The sequence below is a fragment of the Sandarakinorhabdus limnophila DSM 17366 genome, from assembly GCF_000420765.1.
GTDB classification, from domain to species: Bacteria; Pseudomonadota; Alphaproteobacteria; order Sphingomonadales; family Sphingomonadaceae; genus Sandarakinorhabdus; species Sandarakinorhabdus limnophila.
On the sequence record NZ_ATVO01000003.1, the window covers coordinates 475,175 to 491,581 of the forward strand.

The following is a 16,407-nucleotide window of genomic DNA, read 5'->3' on the forward strand; positions in this document are numbered from 1 at the left end:
CTTTCTGGGAACCGAGCCCAAACCTTACATCTCGTCGTCGCCGGCGTCGTCGTCAGCCGAAGGACCAACCAGCAGCGCCTCGGAAATACCGGCCGCGTTGTCACGGATGATCTTCTCGATCTTGGCCGTGGTTTCCGGGTTTTCTTTCAGATATTTCTTGGCGTTCTCACGGCCCTGACCGATGCGAATGCTGTCATGGCTGAACCAGGCGCCGGACTTTTCAATCACACCAGCCTTGACGCCCAGATCGAGAATCTCGCCGATCTTGGAGATGCCCTCGCCATACATGATGTCGAATTCGACCTGCTTGAAGGGCGGCGCCACCTTGTTCTTCACCACCTTCACCTTGGTGGTATTGCCCACGATATCGTCGCGGTCCTTGATCTGGCCGGTGCGGCGGATGTCGAGACGGACGGAGGCATAGAATTTCAGCGCATTGCCGCCCGTCGTGGTCTCCGGGTTGCCGTACATCACGCCAATCTTCATGCGCAGCTGGTTGATGAAGATGACGAGGCAGCGAGAGCGGCTGATCGAACCGGTGAGCTTGCGCAAGCTCTGGCTCATCAGGCGGGCCTGCAGGCCGACATGACTGTCCCCCATTTCACCTTCGATTTCCGCACGCGGCACCAGCGCAGCAACCGAATCGATCACCAGCACATCGATGGCGTTGGAACGCACCAGCGTGTCGACGATCTCCAGCGCCTGTTCACCAGTATCGGGCTGCGAGACGATCAGTTCGTCGATATTGACACCGAGCTTCTTGGCATAGACCGGATCGAGCGCATGTTCGGCATCGACAAAGGCCGCGGTGCCGCCATTCTTCTGCGCTTCAGCAATGGCATGCAGCGCCAGCGTCGTCTTGCCCGAGCTTTCCGGGCCATAGATTTCCACGACACGGCCGCGCGGCAAGCCGCCGATGCCGAGCGCGATATCAAGGCCGAGCGAACCGGTGGAGATCGCCTCCACCTCCATCGCGTCGCGCTGGCCCAGTTTCATCACCGAGCCCTTGCCGAACGCACGGTCAATCTGGGCCAGGGCCGCTTCGAGTGCTTTTTGCCGATCCATTCCCGATTCCACCACTTTTAGAGCAGATGCCATGACCCGATCCCTTCCCTGAAGCCGCGATCCAAATTCGTCAACGGCTTTTGATGTACACCAATTGTTCCGGGAGAACAAGAAGAGAACGGAAGGCGGAAATATTCGTCCGATCAGCCCTTCAACGGTTGTGCGGTAGCGATCGCTGCAACCAGCTCGGCCAGCGCAAAGGGCTTGGCCAGAAAGCGAATTCCGCGCGCATCGGCTTCGCGATGGCGCGGCAGTTCGGCATAGCCCGACATCAGCACGATGCCCATCTCCGGCCACATGCGCGCGGCTTCGAAGGCCAGCTCAACGCCGTCGATCCCGGGCATCATCACATCGGAAACCAGCACGTCGAAGGTCTGCCCGTCGCGCAGGATGGCCAGCGCCACCATGGCATCGCCTGCTGTGGTCACCACGCAGCCTTTGCGTTCCAGGCCACGGGCGAACACCGCCCGCACCGATGGTTCATCTTCCACCAGCAGCACGCGGCGGCCGGCGGCAACCGGTTCGGGTGCCACGTCGGCCACCACCTGCCCCGGCGCAACCTTGGCTGGCTGCGGCCGGCCTGGCAGATAGAGCGAGAAGGTGGTGCCGCGCCCACCTGGTCCGGGCTTTGCAAAGATATAGCCGTCCGACTGCTTCATGATGCCATAAACGGTGGACAGGCCAAGGCCAGTGCCCTGCCCCACCGGCTTGGTGGTGAAGAACGGTTCGAAAATCTTGGCCGCGATCTCAGGCGGAATGCCGCTGCCGGTATCGGAAACATCGATGGAAACGAAATCGATGGCCGGCATCATGGCATGGCCCAGCCCGGCCACATCGCGGCGCAGGATATCGGCAATGCTGATCACCAGCCGGCCATTGCCTTCCATGGCATCGCGGGCGTTGACCGCCAGATTGACGATCACTTGTTCCAGTTGTCCAGGATCGGCCCGCACGAAGAACAGCCCCGGCGGCGCGACAATATCCAACTCGATGGCTGGGCCAAGCAATTTGGTTAGCAGCGGCCGCAGCCCCTGCACCAGTTCACGCACACACAGCAATTGCCGGTTCTGCGGTTGCTGGCGGGCAAAGGCCAGCAACTGCGCCACCAGATTGGCGCCGCGCTTGCCGTTGTGTAAAATTTCCACAACCGCATCATGTTCGGCGCCGGGATCGGGAAAGCGTTCCAGCAATTGTTCGGCATGGCCCAGGATGGCCGTGAGCAGATTGTTGAAATCATGCGCCACCCCGCCGGCAAGTTGGCCAACCGCCTGCAGCCGCGTAACGGCGGCAACCTGGGCTTCCAGCCGCATCTGTTCGCGAATATCGCGCATCACCACCAGAGCCGAGGCACCAAAGCCCGGCGGGGTGGACATCACGTTGATATCGCGCACTTCATCGGGGTGCTCGGCCAATGCAAGGCGCAGGACATGCGGCTCACCACCGGCCAACACATCGGCAACCGCGCGCGACAACATACCGGCATTGTCGCCCACCACCATCGCTTCCGGGCGCATGCCGGGGCGCCAGCCGGTGCCTGCCGTGGCCTGCATGGCATCATTGCCGGTGACGATGCGGCCCGAGGAATCGAGCAGCGCCAGCGCAATCGGCAGGTTCATCAACAGCGTGCCGATCCACGGGCCGGCCAGCCCTTCGGCATAGGGCGCTGGCCAGGCGGCTTGAACGGGCTGGAAGTGCATCCAGTCGTTCACGGCTGCAGGGGCGGTTGGTTCAGTTATAACGCTGCTCCGTCCAGGGATCGCCCTCGTTGTGATACCCTCGTACCTCCCAGAAGCCGGGTTTGTCCACGGCCAGCACTTCGATGCGGGTAAGCCATTTGGCGGATTTCCAGAAATACCAGCGTGGGATGATCGCCCGCACCGGCCCACCGTGTTCGCGGGACAGCGGCACACCATCATGGGCGTGGGCGATCAGGCAATCATCGCCCGCGAGACGCTCCAACATGATGTTGGTCGTATAGCCATCGGCCCCGTGCAGCACCACCACATTGGCCTGCGGCAACGGCTGCACCACGCTGAGCAGATGGCTGGTGGCGACGCCCGTCCAGCGATTGTCGAAGCGCGACCATTGGGTAACGCAATGGATGTCCGACACATCCTCGATCTGCGGCTGCGCCTGATAGGCGGCCCAGTCCCAAGTGATCGGGTTGGCCACGGCGCCATCGACTGTCAGCCGCCAATCGGCCTTGGCAATATCGGGCTTTACCCCCAGATCGAGCACCGGCCAGTTGGTGACAAGGCGCTGGCCGGGCGGCAGGCGATTGGCGTGATCGGGATCGCTGGTGCCGGTGAGCAGGCGGCGGCTTTGCGCCCAGGCCTGCTTGATGGCGACAAGCTTGCTCCGGATGCCATCGGCCATGAGCGTCAGCCCTTGTCCCGCATCAGCCGCGCCTTGTCGCGCTGCCAGTCGCGCTCTTTCGACGTTTCGCGCTTGTCATGGAGCTGCTTGCCCTTGCCCAGCGCGATCTCGATCTTGGCGCGGCCACGATCATTAAAATAAATCACGAGCGGCACCAGCGTCATGCCCTGGCGGCTGACCGCCGTGTGCATCTTTTCGATCTGGCGTGCATGCAACAGCAATTTGCGCTGACGCTTGGGCTCGTGATTGAAGATATTGCCGTGGCTGAACTCCTGAATGGTCGCATTGATCAGCCACATCTGGCCATCGCGCACCTCAGCAAAGCTTTCAGCGATGCTGGCCTGGCCCTTGCGCAGCGACTTCACCTCGGTGCCGGTCAGCATGATGCCGGCTTCCACCACGTCCTCGATATAATATTCGAAACGCGCGCGCCGGTTCTCGGCAACGGTCTTCACTTTCACGCCAACGGTAGGCTTCGGTCTTGCCATCACACCAAGCCAGCGCGGGCGAGAGCGGCGTCAACCGCAGCCTTGGCAGTATCCGAAGGCTCGGCGATCGGCAGGCGCACTTCAACGCCCATGCGGCCAAGCCGGTTGAGCGCATATTTGGTCGGGCCGGGCGAGGCATCGCTGAACAGCGCCGCGTGCAGTGGCTGCAGCCGATCATTGATGGCAAGCGCAGCGGCATAATCGCCACGCAGCGTCGCTTCCTGCATCTGCGCGCACAGCTTGGGCGCCACGTTGGCGGTCACGGAAATCGCCCCCACCCCGCCCTGCGCGTTGAAGCCCACGGCCATGTCATCATTGCCGGAAAGCTGGATGAAATCAGTGCCGCACGCCAACCGTTGCTGCGCCACGCGGGCGATGTTGCCGGTGGCATCCTTCACACCGATAATCCGCGGCAGCTTCGCCAGCGCGGCCATCGTCTCCACCGACATGTCGGCGACGCTGCGGCCGGGGATGTTGTAGATGATGATCGGCAACGACGTCGCATCATGCAACGCGGTAAAATGCGCGATCAGGCCAGCCTGGCTCGGCTTGTTGTAATAGGGCACGACGATCAACGCGGCATCGGCGCCGACTTTTTCCGCATGCGCCAGATGCGCCAGCGCCGTGCGGGTGTCGTTGCTTCCACAGCCAGCGATCACCGGCACGCGCTTGGCCGCCACCTCCACGCAGGCGGTGATCACCGCATAATGTTCATCATGAGCCAGCGTGGGGGATTCGCCCGTGGTGCCTACAGGCACCAGACCATGGCTGCCTTCGGCGATCTGCCATTCCACATGCGCGGCAAAGCCATCCAGATCCACCGCGCCATTTTTGAACGGGGTGACCAGCGCCGGCATTGATCCTGTGAAGGGACGTCCATTCATTGCCTGTTCCTCTGCCGCACCTTATCACGGGCGGCATGTATAGTGAGCGCAATAGAAGCGGGTGGGCCGCCCTGTCCAGCATATCGGTGGTATTGGCCGCCCCCGTCGCGGCGCAAACGCCCGATGCCGCCACCATCGCGCGCTATCAGGCGCGGCTGGCCGACAATGAAAGCGGGCGCTTCAACCAGCTTTCAGGTGCGCCGCTGTCCGGCGCACAGGCGGTGCCGGTGCTGGAAGAGGTGGTGACATGGGACCGCCTGCGCCGCGAAGCCTACAAGGCAAGTTTCAGCGACTATGCCGCCTTCCTGGCCGGCCATGCCGATTGGCCGGCATCCACCACCATCCGTCGGCTGGCCGAACGCAGCATAGGCGACGACACGCCGGCCGATCAGATCGTGCGCCATTTTGCGCGCGTGGCTCCGCTCACGGCCGAGGGTAAATGGCGCTACGCCGAAGCACTGGTCGCCAGCGGACAGTCAGGCACGGCCGCCACCTGGGCGCGCGACGCCTGGGATTCCGCCGGGCTGGATGACGTCCAGGAGGCCCGTCTGCTGGCGAAATTCGGCGATCGGCTGCGCCCGGACGATCATGCCAGCCGCATGGACCGGCTGTTGTGGGCCGATCGCATCACGCCGGCGGGGCGCATGTTGGCCCGCGTCGATACCGATACCCGCCTTTGGGCGCTGGCTCGCATCGCCTTGAAACGCAATGCGCCTGATGTGGCTTCCCGCATGGCCGTGGTGCCGGATCGCCTGCGCCGTGAAGCCGGCCTGGTGCTGGACGAAGCGCAATGGCTGATCCGCCAGGGCCGCGCCGCCGAAGGTCATACATTGTTGTCCGGACCGGCGACGCAGCGCATTGCCGGTGGGCTGCTCACCATCGGGCAGGAAAGCTGGTTGAAGGCGCGGCTCGATATCGGCCGTGCCTTGTGGCGCGCCGGCAATCCGACAAGCGCTCGCGCCGTGCTCGCAGGGCACGGGTTGGATTCCGCGCGCATGGCGACGCGGCCGGTGGCGGAACGCTCGGCGCTGCTTGATGCGGAATGGCTGGCCGGCTGGCTCGCCCTGCGCCGCCTGAACCAGCCGGCGCAAGCGCTCACCCATTTCCGCAATGCCCGCGCCGTGGCGCAGACGCCGATCAGCCAGGCGCGCGGCGATTACTGGGCCGGCCGCGCCGCTGACTCCGCCGGCCAGCGGGAACAAGCCCGGCAGTATTTCGCCGCCGCCGCCCGCCATCCGGATTATTTCTATGGGCAATTGGCCGCAGAACGCCTGGGCCAGCCGCTGTCGCTGGCCAATCGCCCGCTTCCCGTTCTTGATGCAGTGACCGCCGGCAATTTCCGCGCCGAAGGCCGTGTGCGCGCCGTGTTTGCACTGGCCGACATCGATCGCGGCCGGCAAACCACATTTCTGAAGCAACTCGCCGATACCGCCGAAACCCCGCAGCGCGCCGCGCTGGTGGCAGGACTGGCCGGGCCATTGAACCGCCCCGATGCCGTGGTGCACGCCGGTAAGGCCGCACGCGGCACGGCGGAGCTGGCGCTGATTTCCGCCGCCTTCCCGGTGCTGCCGCTGCCTGAAAACCTGGCTTCACGCTTCACCATCATCCACGCCATTACGCGCCAGGAAAGCCAGTTCGATCGCACTGCACGCTCCAGCGCCAACGCGCTCGGCCTGATGCAGCTGGTGCCGGCGACGGCTGCCGAACAGGCCCAGAAGATGGGCCTGCCCGCCAGTCCGGCCAGCCGGCTGACGCAGGACCCGGTGTGGAATGTCACGCTTGGCAGCGGCTTCATCGAGCGGCTGCGGGCGAGTTACGGTGGCTCCGCCCCGCTGGCAGTGGCGGCCTATAACGCCGGGCCGGGCAATGTGCGGCGCTTCATTGCGCAGAACGGCGACCCCAGGAACGGCGACATCCTCGATTGGATCGAGAGCATCCCGTTTTCGGAAACCCGCAACTATGTGCAGCGCGTGCTGGAAAATGCTGTGGTCTATGAAACGCTTTATCCCGACCGGGCGGTCACGAAAGGCCCCAACCGGCTGAGCGAATGGCTGGGCAAGGACAACCCGGGTTAATCCAGCTTCTTCCCCAGTGCTTTCTCGGCAATCTTCACCAGTTCAGCGTCCGGCGCCGGCCAGCTGAGGTCCACGCCGGCGCCCAGCGCCTCGCAGATCAGTTCCAGGCTGCGCACCCGCGCCCATTTCTTGTCGTTGGCCGCCACCACATGCCAGGGCGCGGACGGCGGCGAGCATAAGCGGAACATGTCTTCATAGGCCTCAACATAGGCCGCCCGCTGAGACCGGTTGTGGTAATCATCCGTGCCGGTTTTCCAGCGTTTCCATGGCGTCCTGATGCGTTCTTCCAGCCGCTTGTCCTGCTCTGCCTGCGTGGTGTGCAGGAAAATCTTCACCAGCCGCACGCCATCGGCGAGCAGCAGCGCCTCGAAATCGTTGATTTCCTTGAAGGCATCCCGCCAACGCGGCTCCGGCGTGAAGCCATCGACCCGCTCCACCAGCACCCGGCCGTACCAGGTGCGATCGAACACGGCGATCTCGCGATTGCCGGGCAGGCGCTGCCAGAACCGCCACAGATAATGGCGCGCCGCTTCCTCACGCGTGGGCGCCGCGATCGACCAGACCTTGCAGAAGCGCGGATCGAGCGTCGCGTTCATCCGCGTCACCAGCCCGCCCTTGCCCGACGCATCCCAGCCTTCGATGGCCACGATGCCCTTGAGGCCCTGCATGATATAGGCGGCCTGGATCAGCTCCAGCCGATGCTGCAGGGCTTCGAGTTGCGTTTCATAATCACCGCGCGGCAGATCATGATCGACTTCGAAATCGGCGAGATTGTACGGGCTCATGGCCGGCAGGCTGGCAGCCCGCCGGCATGGAGGCAAGCCCCGCTTAGTCGACGATGCGGATATGCAGTTCGCGCAGCTGTTTCAGCGTCACCGGCGCCGGCGCGTTCATCATCAGGTCTTCGGCCTTCTGCGTCATCGGGAAAACGATGACCTCGCGGATGTTCGGTTCATCGGCGATCAGCATCACCATGCGATCCACGCCCGGTGCCGAGCCGCCGTGCGGCGGCGCGCCAAACTTGAAGGCGTTGATCATGCCGGAGAAGTTCGCGTCCACCTGTTCCTGGGTATAGCCGGCGATTTCGAACGCCTTGTACATGATGTCCGGACGGTGGTTGCGGATGGCGCCCGACGACAGTTCGACGCCATTGCAGACGATGTCGTACTGATACGCCTTGATGGTCAGCGGGTCCTGGGTCTCCAGCGCTTCCAGTTCGCCCTGCGGCATCGAGAACGGGTTGTGGCTGAAGTCGATCTTCTTGGCGTCTTCATCGTACTCGAACATCGGGAAATCGACGATCCAGCAGAATTTGTAGGCGTTCTGCTCGATCAGGCCCAGTTCGGTGCCGATGCGGGTACGGGCGAGCCCGGCCAGCCTGGCCGCCTGGGCTTCCTTGCCGGCGGCGAAGAAACAGCCGTCATCCGGGCCAAGGCCGAGCGCCTCATAGAGCGCCAGCATGCCTTCCTCGCCATGGTTCTTGGCGATGGGGCCGCCGAACTCACCGCCCTTGCGGGTGACATAGCCGAGACCGGCATAGCCTTCGCTGCGCGCCCATTCGTTCATGTCGTCGAAGAACTTGCGGCTCTTTTCGGCCGTGCCGGGCGCCGGAATGGCGCGCACGACATTGCCGCTCTCCACCATCTTGGCGAACAGGCCAAAGCCCGAACCGACAAAATGGCTGCCAACATCGCTGATGACGATCGGGTTGCGCAGGTCGGGCTTGTCGTTGCCATACTTCAGCATCGATTCCGCATAGGGAATGCGCGGGAACGCGCCCTTGGTGACCGCCCACGGCTCACGGCCGCCGAAGCCGGAGAACTCTTCAAACACCCCGGCCAGCACGGGTTCGATCGCGGCGAACACATCTTCCTGGGTGACAAAGCTCATCTCGAAATCGAGCTGGTAGAATTCACCCGGGCTGCGATCAGCCCGCGCGTCTTCATCGCGGAAGCACGGCGCGATCTGGAAATAACGATCGAAGCCGGCCACCATCAGCAGCTGCTTGAACATCTGCGGCGCCTGCGGCAGCGCATAGAATTTGCCGGGGTGGACGCGGCTGGGCACCAGATAATCGCGCGCGCCTTCCGGGCTGCTGGCGGTGAGGATCGGCGTCTGGAATTCCATGAACCCCTGATCGATCATGCGGCGGCGCAGCGACGAAATCACATTGCTGCGCAGCATGATGTTCTGATGCAAGCGGTCGCGACGCAGATCGAGGAAGCGATACTTCAGGCGAATATCTTCGGGATATTCGGCCTCACCGGCAACCGGCATCGGCAGTTCATCGGCGGTGGACTGGATGGTGATATCCTTGGCGCGCACTTCCACTTCGCCGGTGGGCAGCCGGCTGTTGATAGCGCCGCCTTCGCGCAGCACGACATCACCAACGATGGTGACCACCGATTCCACCCGGATGCGGTCGAGCACCGGGAACGCCGGCGACGACGGGCCGGCGACGATCTGGGTGAGGCCATGGTGATCGCGCAGATCGATGAACAGCACGCCGCCATGATCGCGCTTGCGGTGGACCCAGCCCGACAGTTTGACCGTCTGGCCGGCATCGGCGGCGCGCAGGGCGGCGCAGTTGTGGGTGCGATAAACGTGCATTTTTCCGTGTTCCGGCAACTTTGTTTTGAAGGGCGGCTAGCACACGTCATTCACCGCTTTGTCAAGCGGCGAGATTGGAGTAACGGGCCCCATGCTGATTCATCCGCTGGTGACGGACACCGCGACTCTCGAACAACTTTGCGCCCGCTGGGCTACCGCTGATTTCGTCGCGGTTGATACCGAGTTCATGCGCGAGAGCACCTATTACCCCGATCTGTGCCTGGTGCAGGTCGCCTGCCCGAACGAAGCCGCCGCCATCGATCCGAAGAGCCCCGATCTCGATCTGGCGCCATTGTTGAAGCTGCTGGTGGAAGAACCGGTGCTGAAGGTGTTCCACGCCGGCGGGCAGGATCTGGAAATCATCTACAATCTCACCGGCAAGACGCCGCAGCCGCTGTTCGATACGCAGATCGCCGCGATGGCGCTGGGGCTGGGCGAACAGATTGGTTACACCAACCTGGTGGCGGCCTATGCCAATATCCAGGTGGATAAGGGCGCCCGCTTCACCGATTGGGCGCGCCGGCCGCTGAACGATCGCCAGATCGATTATGCCATCGGTGATGTCACTCATCTTGCCCAGCTGTTCCCCCGGATGGTGGACAAGTTGCGCCGTACCGGCCGCGGCGAGTGGCTGGACGATGAAATGGCGCGCGCGTCTGATCCCGCCACCTATGCCAACGATCCGGAACGCGCCTGGCTGCGGCTGCGGCTGCCCAGCCGCAAGGCCGATGTGCTGGGCCGGCTGAAGGCGCTGGCGCGCTGGCGCGAACTGGAAGCGCAAGACAAGGATGTGCCGCGCGGTCGCATCGTCAAAGACGAAACGCTGGCCGATCTTGCTTCCTCCCCGCCCCGCAGCCAAGCCGATCTGGCCAAGGTGCGCGGGCTTTCGGCGGCGTGGGGCGGCAATGCCATCGGTGCCCGCTTGATGGCAGCGGTGGAAGATGCGCCACCACTGGAAGCCGACGAAATGCCGGCGCGCGAGCCGCAGCGGCCCGGCCTGTCATCCGAAGGCGCGCTGATCGCCGATCTGCTCAAGCTGCTGCTGAAGATCCGCGCCAAGGAAGCCGGCGTCGCGCCGCGACTGATCGTGCGCGCCGATGATCTGGAACTGCTCGCCGCCGGCCAGCGCAATGGGCTGGATGTGCTGCAGGGCTGGCGGCACGATATTTTCGGCGCCGATGCATTGGCGCTGGTTGAAGGCCGGCTGGGTTTTGCCGTGACGGATGGCAAGCTCAAGATGAGCCAGCTGAGCGGCGATTAAGCGTATTCCAGCCGCGGCGTCAGGTTCAACGCGCCGCCCAGCAGTTTCAGCCGGCGCTGCACGGCATCACCACCCGCCAGATCAGCGTGGGACTGGCCCAACCGCAGCACCAGCGTGTCGCCATGGCGCTCCAGGCGGCTTGCAGCCAGGCCCACGGCAGTGCCACCGGTCAGGCGCTGACCGAGCCGCAGCGCCAGGCCCCAGGCGCGGGCGCGCACCAGCAGCGGCACCGGAGCCAGCGCAATCAAGGTCGACATCACCGGCGCTTCCGGATCGCCGCCAAAGCAATAATGCAGGGCACATGCCAGCGCGGCCCGTTCGGCGGCCGTCACAGCCACCCAATTGCCGTGCAGCGCCACGTCCACGCCGCGTTCCGGGCGGAAATCCGGGTGGGCGCGCCACGCGATGTCAGACAGCAGGCACGCCGCCAGCCGCAGCCGGCGGTCCCCGGATGGCTCATCCGCAAACAGCGGGTCCATCCAGTCGAACAGCATGTCGCCATGTTCGGCAAAGCGGCCCTGGCGGGCGCCTTCCGCGCGGGCGGCGGTGATCAGTGGATCAAGCGCCTGATCCTGCGGCGACAGATCGTCATACAGCAACCCTTCGCGCAGGCCGAAGCCCGAGGCGATGACGCTGGACGAGCCCAGTTTCTTCACCACTGCCGCCAGCAGCATCGCCGCACCGGGCAATGATGGCAGCCGCGAGGTGGACAGGTGCGGCACCGCCTTCAGCGTGGCGAGTTCGGTGTGCGACAGGCTGCGAAACAATTTGCCCGGCGCTGTTGCCGGCATTTCATACTGGTGGACGATGGGCAGCGGATGGCCCGTCATCCAGATGTGGATCTGCGCCAGCGCCCGCCAGGATCCGCCCACCATGTAGAACGGCTTGCCCTTGCCTTCGCCCGACCATTCCACCTTGTCGAGCGCCTTGGCGATGAACGGCCCCAGCGCACGGCGATCGCGCTTGCGCACTGCATCCAGCCGCAGCGCACCGATCGGCAACGATATGCGGTTGCCCATCTCGCCGCCCGACACGCGGATCAATTCCAGGCTGCCGCCGCCCAGATCACCCACCACGCCATCGGCAAAGGGAATGCCCGAAACCAGGCCCATTGCGGCGCCGCGCGCTTCGGCCTCGCCATCGATCACCTCGATTGCCAGACCGCATTCGGCAGCGACCCGATTGATGAACGCCTGCCCATTCTTCGCCTCGCGCACTGCGGCGGTGGCGACGGTTCGCACGTTCATGACGCCCATCGCCCGCACCAGCGCGGCAAAGCGGTGAAGTCCGGCCACGGCCACATTCATGGCGTTGTCGCTCAGCCGGCCATTGGCCGCGATCCCACGACCCAGCCCGGCCATGACTTTCTCGTTGAACATCGTTTCCGGCATGCGGGTGCGACCGTGGTAGACGACAAGCCGGATCGAATTACTGCCGATGTCGATGATGGCGCAGCGGTCATCACCAGCAGGTGCCGGCACCGGGCTTAGCCCAACCTTGCGCGCCAGGTTGAGCACGGGTTCAGGCAAGCCCGGCGGCATCGCTCTGCTCGCTCAGGTCCTCTTCCTCATCCGGCAGCATCAGCACCGGCACGGCTTTCGCATCCTTCATCTGGCCGCGCCCCGACAGCGAGGGGTTGGTCATGAAATAGCGGTGCAGGTTGAACGGTTCTTCACGGTCGTCCACCACGCGGGTGTAGCGGCCGTCAGCCGACAGTTCCCAACTCTGCTGGTTGTCCTTCAGATTGGCCAGCATCACCTGGTTCAGCACCTGGGCGTGCACGGTCGGGTTCTCGATCGGCACCATGATCTCCACGCGGCGATCAAGGTTGCGCGGCATCCAGTCGGCCGAGGAGATGAACACGCGGGCATGGCGGCTGGGCAGTTCGTGGCCGCCGCTGAACACGCAGATGCGGCTGTGTTCAAGGAAACGGCCGATGACCGATTTCACCCGGATATTGTCCGAAAGCCCTGGCACGCCCGGTTTCAGGCAGCAGATGCCGCGCACGATCAGATCAATCTCCACGCCCGCCGCGCTGGCTTCATAGAGTTTCTCGATGATGCCGGCATCCACCAGGCTGTTCAGCTTCACCCAGATGGCGGCCGGTCGGCCCTGCTTGGCGTGGGCAATTTCCTCGTCGATCAGGCCATAAAGCCGGCTGCGCATGGCCAGTGGCGCCATCGCCAGCTTCTCCAGCTTGGTCGGCTGCACGTAACCGGTGATATAGTTCATCACCTGGGCCGCATCGCGCGCCAGCAGCGGATCAGCGGTAAAGAACGACAGATCGGTATAGATGCGCGCCGTGATCGGGTGATAATTGCCGGTGCCGAAATGCACATAGGTGCGGATCGCCGCCCCTTCGCGCCGGACCACCATGCTCAGCTTGGCGTGCGTTTTCCATTCCACAAAACCATATACAACCTGCACGCCGGCGCGTTCCAATTCGCTGGCCCAGCGAATATTCTGCTCCTCGTCAAAACGGGCCTTCAGTTCGACCACCGCTGTCACCGATTTGCCGGCTTCGGCGGCATCGATCAGGGCGCGCACGATGGGGCTGTTCTTGCCGGCGCGATACAGCGTCTGCTTGATGGCGATCACATCGGGATCGGCCGCAGCCTGGCGCAGGAAGGCCAACACCACTTCAAAGCTCTCATAGGGGTGATGAACCACCAAATCCTTGCTGCGGATGGCTGCAAAGCAATCACCGCCATGTTCACGGATGCGCTCCGGAAAGCGCGGCGTGTGCGGTTCGAACTTCAGATCTGGCCGGTCTTCATCCACCAGCAGCGCCAGATCGTTGATGCCCAGCACGCCCGAAACCAGGATGGTGTCGCGATCATCGACGCCCAACTGGCTCTTCACCAGCATCAGCAGGCCGGGCGGGGCGTTTTCTTCCATGGTGAGATGGATCACCTCGCCGCGGCGGCGGCGCTTCAGCGCGGTCTGGTAAAAGCGCACCAGATCTTCGGCTTCTTCTTCCACTTCGATATCGGAATCGCGGATCACCCGGAAAGCGCCATCGCCAACCAGATCATAGCCGGGGAACAATTGATCAAAGAACGCCCGGATGGTGTTTTCCAGGCTGATCCAGCGCACCGATTTGCCCGGCAGCCGGATGAAGCGCGGCAGCATCGCCGGCAGCATCAACAGCGCGCGCAGCAGTTCATCGTCGGACTGGCGGCGCAGTTCCAGGATCAGCGAAAAGCCCTTGTTGGGGATGAACGGGAACGGGTGCGCCGGATCGATCGCCTGCGGGGTGAGCACCGGGAAAATCTGATCGAGGAAATGCGTCTGCAGCCAGTCCCGCTCCGCCTTGGTGAGCTTGCCAGCGGTGATGACGTGAAAATCGGTGCGCGCCAGCTCCTTGGTCAGCAGGCTCCACACCCGCTGCTGTTCTTCCATCAGGTGATCGGCCTGTTCGGCAATGGCGACCAGCTGTTGCGCCGGTGTCATGCCCTCCGCGCTCACCGTTTCGATACTGGCCTGCACCTGGCCGCGCAGGCCGGCGACGCGCACCATGAAAAACTCATCGAGGTTGTTGCCTGAAATCGACAGAAAACGAAGCCGTTCCAGCAACGGGTGCGTGCGGTTCATGGCTTCGGCGAGCACCCGTTCGTTGAACGACAGCCACGACAGCTCGCGGTTGAAATAGCGCTCGCTGGCCGGAATGGCGGGTGCAACAAGCGGGTTGGGAGCAGATGTGGGCATGGCCACAGCCTTAGCCCGCAACGCGCCTTTTGGGTAGAGGGACAGGGGTTCTAAAACCCGAATTCGCCCTGCCCGTCCACCACTTCGCGGGCCAACGGGATGGTGATGGCGCGCCGGCGGGCCAGCGCGGCGGCATCAAGCGCGTCGACCACGGCCTGCGCCGTCACCAGGCTGCGTTCGATGCGCACCACCAACCAGCGGATCAGATCATCGCCCACCTTTATCCCGCGTTCGGCAAACAGCTTGGCCAGTACGGCGGCCAGCAGTTCATCATCCGGTTCCCCCAACCGCACCAGCGGCGTGGCGGCCAGCCGGCTGGCGAGATCGGGCAGGCCGTGGCCCCAGTCACGCGGGGCCAGCGGGCTGGTGAGCAACAGCGGCGTCTCGCGGCTGGCGGCGTTCCATGCGTGAAACAGGCGTTCCGGGTCTTCGGCCTCGGCGCCTTCGATCACGCTGGCCCGGTGATGGGCAGAGAACCAGCGCGCCAGATGGGTCTTGCCGCTGCCGGCCGGGCCAACAACCAACGTCACTGGCACCGGCCACAGGCCGGGCGCTGCCAGCCAGGCCGCCGCCGCGCGATTGGCTTCGGTGATCGCAAGACGGTCCGGGCTGAGATCAGCCGGCCAGGCCAGCGGCAACGCCGGTTCGGGCGCCTGCGTCATGGCGCAGGATAGGTAGCAGCCGGCGCCGCCGGTGGCTTTGGCGCAGCAGCCGGCGGTGCCGGCAGCCGGCGGAGCACGAGATCGGCGCCCTGCCGCTCCAGCCCCCAACCACGGGCAGCCAGTGCCGTGCGCAAGGCCGCTTCGCCGCCGGGCATCGCGACTTCGATGCGGCTGGTGCCACCCACCGCCACCTGGGCCATCAACACATCGCCGGCAATGCCGCGCAACAGGCGTTCCGTTGCTGCCAGGCTGGCATTGTCCGGCGTGATGGCGGCAATCAGCACCGGGGTCGAATCAGGCGGCGGCGTGCCAATCTGCACATCGGCCGCAATGATCGCTCCCACGTCCACCGCCAGATCGGGATCGGCGCGCAAGCGACCATCACGCAACGCCTGCGCATACAGCGCATCGATGCCCTTCACCCCTTCATCCAGCAGTCGGGCCAGCCCAGCCTCGCTGCCCACCTTCAGTGCCAGCCGGCCCAATTCGGTGCCAGCCGCGCCGTGGCGCGCGATGTACAGCGCCCGGATCGGGCCACCGGGATAGGTCCTTGTCAGCCGGGCTTCGGCCACCAGCACATCGACCGTATCAAAGCGGGTGATGATGCTGCGCCAGCCGGCCGGATCGGTGCGCCGCACCTGCGCTGCGCTCAGCCAAAGATTGTCGGCCGCGGTGCCGCCGGGCAGCACATAATCGATCGGCGTGACATTGCCCTGCCAGCGCCCCCAGGCATCGCGCCAGGCCGTGCGCGACTGCGTTACCTGCGCGGCGCCGCCATCCACCAGCAAGGGCAGCAGCAGCATCGGCGGCGATTGCAGACTGGCCACACCGCCCACATAATCGGCGGCCCGGCTGCGATCGAACACCACGCCCAGCCGGGCGATATAACGCGTGGCGGAAAACTGTTCGCCCTGGCTTTCGATGCCGGCCACCATGCCATCGATCTGCCCATCCGAAAGCCGCGGCGCTTCGGCTTCGGGCTGGTTTGCCAGCCGCGCCCACAGGATCGGCCAGGCCTTGCGCATCGCTTGCGTCCACGCGGCGCGGCGGGCGTCGTCAACGGTTTTCGCCGTCACATCCACATCAATGCCGCCCACGGCATAGGCGCTGCCCGCCCCGCCTGATGGATCAGACGCCGGGCGTTCGGCCTTGCGGCTGGCCTGCTGGGCCACGGCAATCGCTGCGATCAGGCCAGCGCCGGCTACAAGGGCAAGGATGCGCTTCACGCATGCTGTTTAGGGCCGCACCGCCCCGATTGCCAAGCGCGGATGCTGGCGC

The 16,407-nt window shown here is 64.5% G+C and carries 13 protein-coding genes; 2 read left to right on the forward strand and 11 right to left on the reverse strand.

What is annotated here, in order from left to right; all coding sequences use genetic code 11:
* Nucleotides 1–24: 24 nt before the first annotated feature.
* The 5 genes from recA to dapA all read right to left on the reverse strand — a co-directional run bounded on the left by recA (nt 25) and on the right by dapA (nt 4,813).
* Nucleotides 25–1,098 carry a recombinase RecA gene (recA, locus tag G566_RS0102425; RefSeq protein ID WP_029131158.1) on the reverse strand — a complete coding sequence of 358 codons (1,074 nt, stop codon included), beginning with the start codon at nt 1,096–1,098 and terminating at the stop codon, nt 25–27.
* A 110-nt stretch (nt 1,099–1,208) separates the two neighbouring features.
* Nucleotides 1,209–2,762 carry an ATP-binding protein gene (locus G566_RS13285; protein WP_022679092.1) on the reverse strand — a complete coding sequence of 518 codons (1,554 nt, stop codon included), beginning with the start codon at nt 2,760–2,762 and terminating at the stop codon, nt 1,209–1,211.
* 31 nt (nt 2,763–2,793) lie between these two features.
* Nucleotides 2,794–3,441, reverse strand: coding sequence for a sulfite oxidase-like oxidoreductase (locus G566_RS0102435; RefSeq protein WP_022679093.1), 648 nt, complete (start codon nt 3,439–3,441; stop codon nt 2,794–2,796).
* A 5-nt stretch (nt 3,442–3,446) separates the two neighbouring features.
* Complete coding sequence (gene smpB, locus G566_RS0102440) at nt 3,447–3,929, reverse strand: SsrA-binding protein SmpB (RefSeq protein WP_022679094.1); 483 nt, start codon at nt 3,927–3,929, stop codon at nt 3,447–3,449.
* Nucleotides 3,929–4,813 carry a 4-hydroxy-tetrahydrodipicolinate synthase gene (dapA, locus tag G566_RS0102445; RefSeq protein WP_022679095.1) on the reverse strand — a complete coding sequence of 295 codons (885 nt, stop codon included), beginning with the start codon at nt 4,811–4,813 and terminating at the stop codon, nt 3,929–3,931. The genes smpB and dapA overlap by 1 nt, the downstream gene beginning before the upstream one ends.
* A 35-nt stretch (nt 4,814–4,848) precedes the next feature.
* Here dapA and G566_RS0102450 point away from each other — a divergent pair, with 35 nt between their 5' ends.
* Nucleotides 4,849–6,888, forward strand: a complete 2,040-nt coding sequence (locus G566_RS0102450) for a lytic transglycosylase domain-containing protein (protein WP_022679096.1) — start codon at nt 4,849–4,851, stop codon at nt 6,886–6,888.
* Here the strand turns inward: G566_RS0102450 and G566_RS0102455 are convergent.
* Together G566_RS0102455 and aspS are read right to left on the reverse strand one after the other, a co-directional pair.
* On the reverse strand, nt 6,885–7,673 hold the full coding sequence (locus G566_RS0102455) for a polyphosphate kinase 2 family protein (RefSeq protein WP_022679097.1): 789 nt from the start codon (nt 7,671–7,673) through the stop codon (nt 6,885–6,887). The genes G566_RS0102450 and G566_RS0102455 overlap by 4 nt on opposite strands.
* Nucleotides 7,674–7,716: 43 nt before the next feature.
* Nucleotides 7,717–9,498: an aspartate--tRNA ligase gene (gene aspS, locus G566_RS0102460; RefSeq protein ID WP_022679098.1), complete on the reverse strand. Its 1,782-nt coding sequence runs from the start codon at nt 9,496–9,498 to the stop codon at nt 7,717–7,719.
* A 91-nt stretch (nt 9,499–9,589) separates the two neighbouring features.
* Here aspS and rnd point away from each other — a divergent pair, with 91 nt between their 5' ends.
* Nucleotides 9,590–10,759 carry a ribonuclease D gene (rnd, locus tag G566_RS0102465; RefSeq protein WP_022679099.1) on the forward strand — a complete coding sequence of 390 codons (1,170 nt, stop codon included), beginning with the start codon at nt 9,590–9,592 and terminating at the stop codon, nt 10,757–10,759.
* On the opposite strand, the gene G566_RS0102470 is transcribed toward rnd, so the two are convergent.
* The 4 genes from G566_RS0102470 to G566_RS0102485 are packed head-to-tail and all read right to left on the reverse strand — an operon-like array spanning nt 10,756 to nt 16,355.
* Nucleotides 10,756–12,288: a Ppx/GppA family phosphatase gene (locus G566_RS0102470; protein ID WP_336433245.1), complete on the reverse strand. Its 1,533-nt coding sequence runs from the start codon at nt 12,286–12,288 to the stop codon at nt 10,756–10,758. The two genes, rnd and G566_RS0102470, sit on opposite strands and share 4 nt — an antisense overlap.
* Nucleotides 12,281–14,467, reverse strand: coding sequence for an RNA degradosome polyphosphate kinase (locus G566_RS0102475; RefSeq protein WP_022679101.1), 2,187 nt, complete (start codon nt 14,465–14,467; stop codon nt 12,281–12,283). The genes G566_RS0102470 and G566_RS0102475 overlap by 8 nt, the downstream gene beginning before the upstream one ends.
* A gap of 50 nt (nt 14,468–14,517) precedes the next feature.
* The gene (locus tag G566_RS0102480) at nt 14,518–15,129 is read right to left on the reverse strand and encodes an HdaA/DnaA family protein (protein ID WP_022679102.1); all 612 of its coding nucleotides are present in this window, start codon (nt 15,127–15,129) and stop codon (nt 14,518–14,520) included.
* Nucleotides 15,126–16,355 (reverse strand): hypothetical protein, encoded by a 1,230-nt coding sequence (locus G566_RS0102485; protein WP_022679103.1) that lies wholly within the window; start codon nt 16,353–16,355, stop codon nt 15,126–15,128. The genes G566_RS0102480 and G566_RS0102485 overlap by 4 nt, the downstream gene beginning before the upstream one ends.
* Nucleotides 16,356–16,407 lie beyond the last annotated feature (52 nt).

What these genes read in the sequence shown, in the direction of transcription:
- recA (WP_029131158.1), bottom strand. Translation starts at nt 1,098, where the DNA reads ATGGCATCTGCTCTAAAAGTGGTGGAATCGGGAATGGATCGGCAAAAA.
- G566_RS13285 (WP_022679092.1), bottom strand. Translation starts at nt 2,762, where the DNA reads ATGCACTTCCAGCCCGTTCAAGCCGCCTGGCCAGCGCCCTATGCCGAA.
- G566_RS0102435 (WP_022679093.1), bottom strand. Translation starts at nt 3,441, where the DNA reads ATGGCCGATGGCATCCGGAGCAAGCTTGTCGCCATCAAGCAGGCCTGG.
- smpB (WP_022679094.1), bottom strand. Translation starts at nt 3,929, where the DNA reads ATGGCAAGACCGAAGCCTACCGTTGGCGTGAAAGTGAAGACCGTTGCC.
- dapA (WP_022679095.1), bottom strand. Translation starts at nt 4,813, where the DNA reads ATGAATGGACGTCCCTTCACAGGATCAATGCCGGCGCTGGTCACCCCG.
- G566_RS0102450 (WP_022679096.1), top strand. Translation starts at nt 4,849, where the DNA reads ATGTATAGTGAGCGCAATAGAAGCGGGTGGGCCGCCCTGTCCAGCATA.
- G566_RS0102455 (WP_022679097.1), bottom strand. Translation starts at nt 7,673, where the DNA reads ATGAGCCCGTACAATCTCGCCGATTTCGAAGTCGATCATGATCTGCCG.
- aspS (WP_022679098.1), bottom strand. Translation starts at nt 9,498, where the DNA reads ATGCACGTTTATCGCACCCACAACTGCGCCGCCCTGCGCGCCGCCGAT.
- rnd (WP_022679099.1), top strand. Translation starts at nt 9,590, where the DNA reads ATGCTGATTCATCCGCTGGTGACGGACACCGCGACTCTCGAACAACTT.
- G566_RS0102475 (WP_022679101.1), bottom strand. Translation starts at nt 14,467, where the DNA reads ATGCCCACATCTGCTCCCAACCCGCTTGTTGCACCCGCCATTCCGGCC.
- G566_RS0102480 (WP_022679102.1), bottom strand. Translation starts at nt 15,129, where the DNA reads ATGACGCAGGCGCCCGAACCGGCGTTGCCGCTGGCCTGGCCGGCTGAT.